Source organism: Flavobacterium sp., from assembly GCF_031423415.1.
GTDB lineage: Bacteria > Bacteroidota > Bacteroidia > Flavobacteriales > Flavobacteriaceae > Flavobacterium.
Genome location: NZ_JANPFL010000052.1, coordinates 1 through 10863, shown reverse-complemented (window position 1 = coordinate 10863; position 10863 = coordinate 1). Strand labels below are relative to the sequence as shown.

General features: G+C 34.2%; 8 protein-coding genes and 3 tRNA genes. All 11 read right to left on the bottom strand.

Going from position 1 to position 10863, the window contains the following annotated elements:
- Nucleotides 1-297, bottom strand: a 297-nt coding sequence (locus tag RMO83_RS05275) for a GTP-binding protein (protein WP_310558631.1), incomplete at its 3' end; no start/stop codon positions are given.
- A 60-nt stretch (nucleotides 298-357) separates the two neighbouring features.
- Nucleotides 358-429 (bottom strand) — tRNA-Thr (locus tag RMO83_RS05270).
- A 19-nt stretch (nucleotides 430-448) separates the two neighbouring features.
- Nucleotides 449-529 (bottom strand) — tRNA-Tyr (locus tag RMO83_RS05265).
- A gap of 101 nt (nucleotides 530-630) precedes the next feature.
- Nucleotides 631-704 (bottom strand) — tRNA-Thr (locus RMO83_RS05260).
- Between the two features lie 88 nt (nucleotides 705-792).
- On the bottom strand, nucleotides 793-1095 hold the full coding sequence (gene hpf / locus RMO83_RS05255) for a ribosome hibernation-promoting factor, HPF/YfiA family (RefSeq protein WP_310558630.1): 303 nt from the start codon (nucleotides 1093-1095) through the stop codon (nucleotides 793-795).
- A 32-nt stretch (nucleotides 1096-1127) separates the two neighbouring features.
- Complete coding sequence (locus RMO83_RS05250; RefSeq protein ID WP_310558629.1) at nucleotides 1128-2024, bottom strand: tyrosine-type recombinase/integrase; 897 nt, start codon at nucleotides 2022-2024, stop codon at nucleotides 1128-1130.
- 70 nt (nucleotides 2025-2094) lie between these two features.
- Nucleotides 2095-2289 (bottom strand): 30S ribosomal protein S21, encoded by a 195-nt coding sequence (gene rpsU, locus RMO83_RS05245; RefSeq protein ID WP_310558628.1) that lies wholly within the window; start codon nucleotides 2287-2289, stop codon nucleotides 2095-2097.
- Nucleotides 2290-2473: 184 nt separating this feature from the next.
- Nucleotides 2474-3304 (bottom strand): outer membrane beta-barrel protein, encoded by an 831-nt coding sequence (locus RMO83_RS05240; protein ID WP_310558627.1) that lies wholly within the window; start codon nucleotides 3302-3304, stop codon nucleotides 2474-2476.
- 58 nt (nucleotides 3305-3362) lie between these two features.
- On the bottom strand, nucleotides 3363-9038 hold the full coding sequence (locus tag RMO83_RS05235; protein ID WP_310558626.1) for a LamG-like jellyroll fold domain-containing protein: 5676 nt from the start codon (nucleotides 9036-9038) through the stop codon (nucleotides 3363-3365).
- A 128-nt stretch (nucleotides 9039-9166) separates the two neighbouring features.
- Nucleotides 9167-9847: a response regulator transcription factor gene (locus RMO83_RS05230; protein ID WP_310558625.1), complete on the bottom strand. Its 681-nt coding sequence runs from the start codon at nucleotides 9845-9847 to the stop codon at nucleotides 9167-9169.
- A gap of 8 nt (nucleotides 9848-9855) precedes the next feature.
- Nucleotides 9856-10863, bottom strand: a 1008-nt coding sequence (locus RMO83_RS05225) for a sensor histidine kinase (protein ID WP_310558624.1), incomplete at its 5' end; no start/stop codon positions are given.

The window sequence follows — 10863 nt, the reverse complement described above, 5'->3', positions numbered from 1 at the left end:
CATTTGAGCAGCACCTGTAACCATGTTCTTAACGTAATCCGCGTGACCTGGACAGTCAACGTGAGCGTAGTGACGGTTAGCAGTTTCGTACTCAACGTGTGAAGTATTAATTGTAATACCTCTTTCTTTTTCTTCTGGAGCATTATCAATTTGATCAAATGATTTTGCTTGACAGTAACCAGCATCAGATAACACTTTAGTTATTGCTGCAGTTAAAGTTGTTTTTCCGTGATCCACGTGACCGATTGTCCCAATATTTAAATGGGGTTTGTTACGGTTAAAGGTTTCTTTTGCCATTTTACTTAATTTTAATCTTAGTTATATAATATATTAGTGTTCAAATTTTCAATATAATTGAGCCAACTACGGGAATTGAACCCGTGACCTCTTCCTTACCAAGGAAGCACTCTACCTCTGAGCTAAGTCGGCAGAGAATCTTATAATTCTGTGGGGAGAGCAGGATTCGAACCTGCGAAGTTTACACAGCAGATTTACAGTCTGCCCTCGTTGGCCGCTTGAGTATCTCCCCGATTTGTTTTAGTTTAGGATTTTAAATTTTTCAAAAACACAAAACATTTTTACCATTAATTACAATGAACATATTCCAAATCGCATTTGGAATAAAAAAAGAGCCGGCGGAGGGACTCGAACCCACGACCTGCTGATTACAAATCAGCTGCTCTAGCCAACTGAGCTACGCTGGCAATTCAATAAAAAAAGTCCGCTATTTCTAACGGACTGCAAATGTATGTATTTTATTTATTAATCAAAACTTTTTTTGAAAAAAATTTATCATGCATGTGTTCTTATTTTTTCTTTTCTTTTTACAAGTAATCTTTCCAAAGATTCCGAAGCTAATTCTACCCCTTCTTCAAATGATTTACAAGTTTTTTTGACTATAAATTCGTCACCAGGAACTATTATTTTTACTTCTACTATTTTATTCTCTTTTTCGCTGGTTTGTTCTACTTTCAAAAAAACATCTGACGACACAATTTTGTCATAATATTTTTCTAGTTTATTCATTCGTTCTTCAATATGGTCTACTAATTTTTTGTCAACGTTAAAGTTAACTGCATGAACATTTACTTTCATAATCTCTTTTTTTGGTTAAACATTATAAAAAATCATTTTTTGTTTCGAGGATGCGCATTTTGATATACATTTTTAAGTTCTGTTAAGCTAGAATGTGTATATACTTGTGTTGACGCAAGACTGGCGTGACCTAGTAATTCTTTTATTGAATTTAAATCAGCTCCATGATTGAGCATGTGAGTGGCAAATGTATGCCGAAGCATGTGCGGACTCTTTTTTACTTTTTCAGAAACATTACTAAAGTAATCATTTATTAGTCGATAGACAAATGTTTCGTTGAGTTTATTTCCGTTTTGGAGTAAAAAAAAATACGATTCGTCATTAACAAGCGGTATTTCAGCGCGTTCGGATTGGTAATTTTTTATTTGATTTATTAATATAGGTAGTATTGGAATAATTCTTTCCTTATTTCTTTTGCCAAGTACTTTAATTGTGTTATTTGAAATATCTACATTTTTTAGCTGCAATGCTATTAGTTCTGAACGGCGAATTCCTGTGATGTAAAACAAATCGATTATTAATTTGTCACGAAATCCTTCAAATCCTTCCTTATATTCAATGTGATGCAAAACTTTGTCCAACTCGTCTTCCGAAAATGGTATTTGAATTTTTTTGGGCGTTTTGAGCGCTTTGTGTTTGGACAATGGATTAATATCTATTTGCTTGGTTTTTAATAGAAATTTGTAAAATGCTTTTAATGAGGCTATTTTTCTGTTTACAGAGGTATTACCCATTTTCCCATCAACCATAGAAACAATCCAGCTTCTTATTAAGGTATAAGAAACTTCTTCAAGTGGCGTATTGTCAAAATTTCTTTCAATGAATATTTTAAAAAAATCTAAATCTTTTCCATAAGCCAAGGCAGTATGTACAGAATAATTTTTCTCTTTAAGTAAATAATCTTGGAATTTTTGCTGGTTAATGGTCATAAAAAAATCGTTAGCATAAAAGTACAAAACTTCTATTACTAACGATTTATATTTACAAGAAAATTAACTACTAACTTTCTAGGTTCTCTCTCATGTTTTGAACGTAAGCTGCTTTTTGAACCATTGCTCTGTTTATAACAGATGGCTTAATGAAAGCTTGACGACTTCTCAATTGTCTTACGACTCCTGTTTTGTCAAATTTTCTTTTATAGCGCTTTAATGCTCTATCGATATTTTCTCCGTCTTTAATTGGTATAATTAACATAATATAGACACCTCCTCTCGTTAAGGGTACAAAAGTAATTATTTATTTTTAATTATGACCCGAAAAAAAAGATTTTTTTATTAAATAGGAGAAGCAATTATGAATTTTGAATTATTTCATAAAAAAAGGGTCAACTCACGCCAACCCAATTTCTAGAAAAGAACTACTACTTCCTTTTCTATTTTTATTCAAAACTATACATAACAGTCAAACCAAAACTTATTGGTAAAACTTTTGTATTTACATTTGTAGTATAAAATCCATTTAATGCTCTGTTTGCAGTATTAGTGGGATTGTAACCTACAATAGATTTACTTTGATCAGTTTCGATAAGACTATTCATTGCATGATCTAAATAGAAACCTGTATAAAGCGCTCCTTTTTTTGCAATTTTAAATGAAAAACCAACCTCAACACTCCCCAAAATTATATTTTCGGTTTCATATTCACTTGTGCCGTTATAATTTTGGGTACTTCCAAAACCACGGGAAGGCAAATCGGAGATTAATAAATTAAAATCAGGATAGTAACCTTCCGCAGTTATTTTACTTGATTTACCTTTGGCTTCAAAGCTAATTGGCAGCATATATTTTGCTCCAATTCTAGTATAAAAATTTGTATTGGTGTTTATTAATGTTTTAAATTGTAAAAACAATGGAATTTGTAATGCTGATAATTTTTGTTTTTCCGAATAACCCTCGGCTGATGTTCTATATTCAAATGCGGAATTTGTATCATCAATTAAATTTGAAGATGAATTTACATTTCCTAATACATTGATGTTTTGAGAATATTGCGAAAACTCTAATCCTGAACCTACTCCAAAATTTTTCGAAAACATATATACGTAACCTGATTTTATCGAAAAATTATTTTGTTTACCTGAAACTGAATTGCTTGCATTATCAATAAAAGAAAAAGGACTTGCGCTTGCTCCCACATAAATTTGAGCTGAACTATTCTGAGAAGTCATAATTATTAAAGACAATAATATGATTTTTAAAATCTTATTCATGGTTTTATTTGTTTTAAAAAAGGCAGTTTAGTTAAATTAAACTGCCTTTTATTTAATATTACTTCACTAATAAATTTATACTGTACATATTTCCGTTGCTTAGTGTCAACCTTACAATATATACTCCTTGAGCTAAAGGTGTTGCTACTATAGTTTTACTTCCAGTTACTGCTGATTGGCTTAATAAAGCACTTAATTGGTTATAAACCTCAATTTTAGCATTTACTAAAATTGGAAGAGGTAACGTAGTTTCAACTTCAAAAGTAGCTCCTGCCGAAGCTGGATTTGGAAACACTTTTATATCAAATTCTGGTGTATTATCTGAAATAGTTAAAGTACAAGTTGTAATTAAAGCGCCATTTTTAAAAGCTGTAGCATAATAAGTTCCCGATAAATTACCGCTTTCTTTGAAATATTGTTGATTTGCATTAGCCACTAAAACACCATTTTTATACCATTGGTATCCGCTATAATCGTTTGATGAATTATCAAAGAAAATTACATCTCTCCAGTGTTTTCTGATTAAACCTGATTGACTTACAACAACTGTTTGAATTACATTTGTGGCAGCATCAAAATTAGCATTTCCACTTTGTGTTGCTATAATATTAACACTTCCCTGATTAATTATATTCAATGTTGAACCAGTAATTGTAGCAATCGAATTATCTTGAGAGGTGTAATTTACAGCTAAACCACTAGAAGAAGTTGCATTTAAGGAATAAGTTAATTCATCATCACAACCAATAACCAAATCCTGAACCCAAGTAATGGTTTGTGAAGCTTTGGTTATGGTAAAATTAGCTCCTACATAAGTAACTATATAATTAGGTCCTGCACTCAAAGTTCCTTGATTTATAGCATAAGTACCTACGTTTTCTCCAGCTACTCTACTTAAAGCACCTGTAAAGCTATCCCCAGGCTGTAAACTTGGTACAACAGTATAAGTCAATACCGGATCAGTGGTGCCAAATACTTTGGTTTGCGCATTGGCAGTAACAGTAATAGGAATTTGACTTAAACCGATACTAAACGTTTGTGATGCAGAACATCCATTAACATCTGTAGCTAATACTGTAAAGGTAAATGTTCCAATCGATAAAGATGTTCCAGAAATTGTACCAGAAGTTGACAAACTGAATCCAGCTGGTAAACTTCCTGAACTGATTGTATAAGTTAATGCTGTAGTAGCATTAGAAACTACTAACGACTGAGAATAAAGTTGATTATAGTCTCTATCTGGTAACGATGTAGTTCCAAAAACCAATGTTGGACATACTACTTCAAACGAATACGATTGCGTTCTTGTACAACTTCCTTGAGTTGTTGCGGTAACGGTATAAGTTGTTGATGTACTAAGTGCCGTTGGCGTTCCGCTTATAATTCCAGTAGTTGGATTGATAGCTAAACCTGATGGTAAAGCTGGCGAAACTGTATAATTTACCGATTGTGTATTTCCTGTAACTGAAGCATCCAAATTATACGATGCCCCAACTACTGCATCAGTTGCAGAAGCATTAGCAAATGCTATTGGTGCGCAAGCAACGTAAGTTGTAGCACAAGTTGCACCCGTAATCCAGTCTGGAGTTTCCATATTGTTGTAACTTCCGTGAAAACTATTACTTGAAGTGTCTTGAAAAGCAACACTCGTTGGAGCTTCTTCAAAATCGTATTGCGCTACAAGTCCTGCTGTACCGCTTGAGACACAATTGTTCAGATTTCCTGCAATTTGAGCTTGTGTTCTAGCTGTATTCCAGAGACGCACCATATCTATATCATAATTTGCAGGATAGCCTACACCATTGTCTGCTCCTATAAATAAATCAAAAGCATTGGTTGGAATTGGTCCTGTTAACGGTATTGAAGTATCTAAAAAACCGTTGATGTATAAATTAGCTGTTGTACCGTCATAAGTACCAGCAACGTGAGTCCAAGTATTTACAGGTATTGTGCTAGTTTGAAAAACGTTAGTTGTAGAATTACCAGTCCACCCTTGTGGTGCAAAATTAATTTTATCATTCCCTGAAAAAGTAAAATTAAAACCATTGGTCCAAGAGCCGCTATTTGCTTTTCCAAGTATATAATTATAATTGAATGTATTTGCATTTGTTCTCACCCAAAATTCAACTGTCATATTAGTTGTAAAATTGATAGAAGCGTTATTTGGCACTCTCATAAAATCGTTAGTTCCATCGAAATTAATAGCAACATTATTTGCTGTAATGGTAACCTGAACTGGAATTCTTGTGCTTTCGCATATACCAACAGTTTGACTAGCAAAATAAGTTGTACCGTTTACTAAAGGTGTTGCGTTTGCTAAAGCAGTTCCTGTAGTTAATGTTGTATACCATTGAATACCGCTTCCTGCAGCTGTTAAATTAGCAACTGTAGAACCCGCAGGTAAAAATTGTTGTGCAGTTGCCGTTGGTGCCAAAGGTGTAGGATTGACAACTACATTTACTGCTACTCTGTTTGAAGTTGATGCATTAGTAATACGTTTTACGATATTATTAAAAGTATCTGCTATTAGAATTGCTCCATCGGATTGTACAGTAATCCCCCAAGGTGAAAAAAGAGGCGTTACAATACTAACTATATTTGTTCCATCTGCATTCATCTCTTTGAAGCCACTACCAGAATCATCTGTAAATAAAATTTTACCATTGGCTTGAACTGTAATACCAGTAGGTGCAGATAACCCAGAAGCAATAGTGACAATACCTGTGCCATCCGCATTCATACGTTTTATAACATTATTACTAGTATCAGCTATTAAAATACTACCATCAGCTTGCATTGCAATACCCCGAGGTCTATTAAACCCAGTGGCAACTGTAACAGGGTTAGTGCCATCAGCATTCATGCGCTTGATAACACTATTCTCATTATCTGACACTACAATTTTACCATCAGCTTGAACTACTATTCCAAAATAAATAGCCCCAGATAAAAACGTAGTAACTCCTGAACCATCAGCATTGATGCGTTTTACGGAATTACTATCAGCTACTAGAATTTTACCATCGGCTTGAATGGCAATACCGTTTGGATAGTAAAACCCGGAGGCTAGATTTACGACGTTTGTGCCATCTGCATTCATGCGTTTAATTATACCATCATCACCACATATTAGAATTTTTCCATCAGTTTGTACAGCAACTCCTCGAGGATTATTAAATACAGGTCCAAGAGTAATAGCTGTTAAAGGATTGCTTTGCTGTACATAGTAATTACCGGTATTTAATGTTGCTCCGTTAATAAGTTCCGTCCCACCAGTTGAATTGGCAAACCAACTTGCAGTAGAACCGGCACTTGGTGTAGTTACTAAATTAGCTACTGTTGCTGGCGAACATAGTGTTTGTGTTGCTTCGCTAATTCTTCTAACTTTTACCGCAAGTCTTGTGGTGCTTTCACAACTAGTAATAGTTTGTGAAGCATAATAGGTTGTGTTATTAACAACGGTTGTTGTTGTTGGTAATTCTGTTCCACCTGTTGCATTATCATACCATTTTATAGCAGAACCTGTAACGGTAATAGATGCTAAGGTTGGAGCATTCCCTACGTAAACATGAACGGCATTACCAGTTGGAGCAACTACTATCGTTGGCTGTGTAATTGTGAAGTTGCGAGTAGCAGTACATGCGTTAGCATCAGTTACTGTTACCGTATAAGTTCCTGCGCTTAATCCAGTTGCTGTAGCAGCTGTTCCTCCTGATGGCGACCAAGAATAAGTATAGCCACCAGCACCTCCAGAAGGAGTAACGGAAGCTGAACCGTTAGAACCTCCATTACAAGACACATTGGTTTGCGCCGCAGTTGCCGTACTGATAGCAGTTGGTTGTGTGATTGTAAAGTTAACAGTAGTAGTACAGCTGTTTGCATCCGTTATAGTACAAGTCCAAGTTCCGGCGCTTAATCCTGTTACTGATCTCGTTCCATCACCTGTCGGGGTACCTGGAGTCCAGTTGTAGGTATATCCACCCGCGCCACCTGTTGGAATATTAATTGAGGCAGCTCCATTAGAACCCCCGTTGCACGATACATTGGTTTGTGAAGCTGCAGTAGTTACAAGAGCCGTTGGCTGGGTAATTGTAAAGTTTCGAGTAACGATACACCCGATTGCATCGGTTACCGTTACAGTATAAGTTCCAGCTGCAAGTCCTGTTGCTGTAGCAGCCGCTCCACCAGATGGAGACCAAGAATACGTATATCCACCAGCACCTCCTGAAGGTGTGACGGAAGCAGAACCATTAGAACCCCCATTACATGATACATTAGTTTGCGAAGCAACTGGAATTACAAGAGGAGAATTAACTGTAACCCCTACTGCTGTTCTTGCACTTTCGCACCCACCAATGGTTTGCGAAACAAAGTATGTACCGTTAACTAAAAAATCTGTACTAGCAAGTGCAGTGCCACCAGTAGCCGCTAAGTAGTATTTTATACCAGTTCCAGCAATATTTAAATTGGCAATTGTTGAGCCACTACAGAACCTTAAATTTGAATTTAAACTGGTAATTGAAAATGGACCTGGAGCGCAACCAGCAGTAACAGACGTCCAACCCGTTAATGGAGGGTTCATCCCTGCCGGAACAGTTAGATTTTGAAAAGAAAAACTACCACCTGGAGGATTGCCAAATACCCATTTAGCACCATCAAAATATATAAATGCCCCGCCACTAGAGAAAGTATAATAATTTTTACCGTTAAATACAGATGTTTTATTATAAAGTCCCCCAGCACCAATACAGGGTCCACCTATTGCAACATTTACTGAAGTAGCATCAACAAATGGTGCGTTAGGTGGCGCACTTGTTGTTTGGTACGACAGAATAGGATAGCCATTGTTTGTACAGCCATCCATTTTCCAAATATCGGCGGTACCGTTGGTGGTTTCGCCTACAAAGTCCCAACCCACAAAAGTGGCTTGTGTTTGCATTTGGGCAGTGGTTCTTCCTGTTCCGCCAGCAGATGTGGTTTGTCCTGAAGTAATAGTATTCCAGTATGAACTATTAACTATAGCATTCAAATTTTTGAGACCAACTAAACCGCCTATACCACCAATAGTTGTTCCGCTCACACTTCCTGTTGCGTAGCTATTGGTAATTGTAGCATCCCCACTGTAACCAACTAAACCGCCTACACAGTCACCAACAGAACTGGCTACATTACCTGTTGCGCTCACACTTCCTGTTGCGTAGCTATTGGTAATTGTGCTATTATTATTAAAACCAACTAAACCGCCTACGTACTGTGCTCCGCTAACACTTCCTGTGGCGTAGCTATTGGTAACTGTCATAGAATATGAAAATCCAACTAAACTACCAACCAATAACTTACCTGAAACCGATCCGCCCAACATGCCTAGATTTGAGATTGAGGCTGAAAACGGGTAGCCAAAAAGACCAACATAATCTGTAGTTGGTCTATTAATAACCAAGCCTGTAATTGTATTACCACCCCCGTTATAACTGCCTCTAAATTGTGTTGTAGCATTTCCAATAGGACTAAAGCCTGCTCCAGCATTCAGTGTGCTGGTCGAACTAGCATCGATATTGGCAGTTTGCCTAAAATGTTTTGCCCAATCGCTAGGGTTGTTGCTCAGGTAAATAATATCGGCAAGGGTTGCAATTTGGATCGGACTTGCAATTGTACCTGCTCCTCCAGAGTAGCTTTGTGCCATGGCATTAAATTGCCAAAGTAAAAGCGTGAGAATAAATAATAATTTTTTCATTTTTTGTGTTATTTTAATTACAAAACAAAAATGTATTAAAATTTTAAGATTTTTAAAAAATTGTTGAGTTTGACACGTTTTTGTATGAGTTTGACACAAATACAAATTTATTCAAAATAAAAAAGAGTTTATTTTGTAAAAAGGCTCATCAATGTTTCATGATGGGTGCGAGAAATTGGAATTTTTTGGTTTTCAATTAAAACAAATTGCCTGTTGATGGCTTTTATATAATTTGCATTTACTATGTAAGAACGATGCACACGAACGAAAGAATTGTCTTTAATTTTATCTAAAAATTTTTCTAAACTGGTTCTCATTAAAATTTTTCTATCGGTAAAAATTTCTAAATATATATTTTCAGATTTTATATATTTTATGTCGTTGTGCTTTATTTTGTATGAAATATTGCTTTCTTTAAACTCAAAAAAACGTTCGCTTGGTAATTGTTTTGTTTTAAAAAGTGCTAACGTAACAAACAAATCCGATTTTGTAAAAGGCTTTATCAAATAAGCTTGCGGATTAAATTTTACGGCTTCTTGAATAGTAACAGTATCAGAGTAAGAGGTTAAAAAAACAAATGGAATTTTATATATTGAATTTAATTTGTCAGCAATAAAAAAACCAGTTTCTGTATCGTTTAAATTAATATCCAAAAACACAAAATCTATTTTATTAGATGGATTTTCTATGTAATGCAAAGCATCGGAAATATTTGACACTATATTTACAGTAAGGTAATCTAACTCAAATAATGTTTCCTTTAACATTTCGGCTATTAAAAGTTCGTCTTCTATTATTAAAAAATTCATAATTTGATTTAAATAGTTATGGTGAAAGTGGAACGATTATTTGCAAAATCATATTCTAATTTTCCTTTTATTTGTTGTATTAATATACGAATTATTTTAAATCCAAAACCGCCATTTTTATCATTAAACCCATCTTTAATGCCGCAACCATTATCATAATATTCTATAATAAATTGATTGTTTTTGTTTGAAATATTGATGTTAATTTTTCCTTCGTTACTATTTTCAAAAGCATATTTAAAGGAATTAGTGATTAATTCGTTTAAAATTAAACCCAAAAACATACCTTTTGAAACATCAAAAACTATACTGTTTTTTTGGTAATTTATTTCAATATTTTTTTCGTGATTTTGGTACAAAGTTTCTAACGAATGTATTAATTGCTCTAAAAAATGATCAAAATTTACTTCGTCGCCTTCAAATTCATTATGTAAATTTTGTTGGATCAATGCCATAGATTGTATTCGGTTTTGGCATTCGGTTAAAATTTGTTTGGTCTCAAAATTTTCGATGTTTTTGGCTTGTAAAAAAAGTAAACTATTTAGCGTCGTTAAATTGTTTTTGACCCGATGGTGTACTTCTTTTATTAGATATTGTTTTTGAATTACCAAATTATTTAATTCTTTGTTTTTTGAATCAATTTTTTTGTAAAAAAATGATATTATTACAACAGAAATTATTGTGAATAACAAAATGACTAAAATAATTTGTAATTGATTCGATTTTTTTTGTAATTCTAAATTTGCAAGTTGCTTTTTCTGGAGCGTTTCTTTGATTAATCCATCTTTTTGAGCAGAATCAAATTTTATATTTAAACCCGCTACTTTTGATGTTTTTTCGTTTTCTTTTAGTTTTTCGATAGCATTTTTTGCTTTTTTCAAATACAAATAGGCTTGCTTATTATTCCCAATAATTGAATAAAATTCGGCAAAATTTGAGTAAAATTTTTCGTTAAAGTACAAATCATTTAAAAGCAATTTTTCGGTTTGGTAATAATAATATTTTGCATTTGAAAT

Coding starts and splice junctions, on each gene's coding strand:
- RMO83_RS05250 (WP_310558629.1), bottom strand. CDS start 2,024: ATGACCATTAACCAGCAAAAATTCCAAGATTATTTACTTAAAGAGAAA.
- hpf (WP_310558630.1), bottom strand. CDS start 1,095: ATGAAAGTAAATGTTCATGCAGTTAACTTTAACGTTGACAAAAAATTA.
- rpsU (WP_310558628.1), bottom strand. CDS start 2,289: ATGTTAATTATACCAATTAAAGACGGAGAAAATATCGATAGAGCATTA.
- RMO83_RS05235 (WP_310558626.1), bottom strand. CDS start 9,038: ATGAAAAAATTATTATTTATTCTCACGCTTTTACTTTGGCAATTTAAT.
- RMO83_RS05240 (WP_310558627.1), bottom strand. CDS start 3,304: ATGAATAAGATTTTAAAAATCATATTATTGTCTTTAATAATTATGACT.
- RMO83_RS05230 (WP_310558625.1), bottom strand. CDS start 9,847: ATGAATTTTTTAATAATAGAAGACGAACTTTTAATAGCCGAAATGTTA.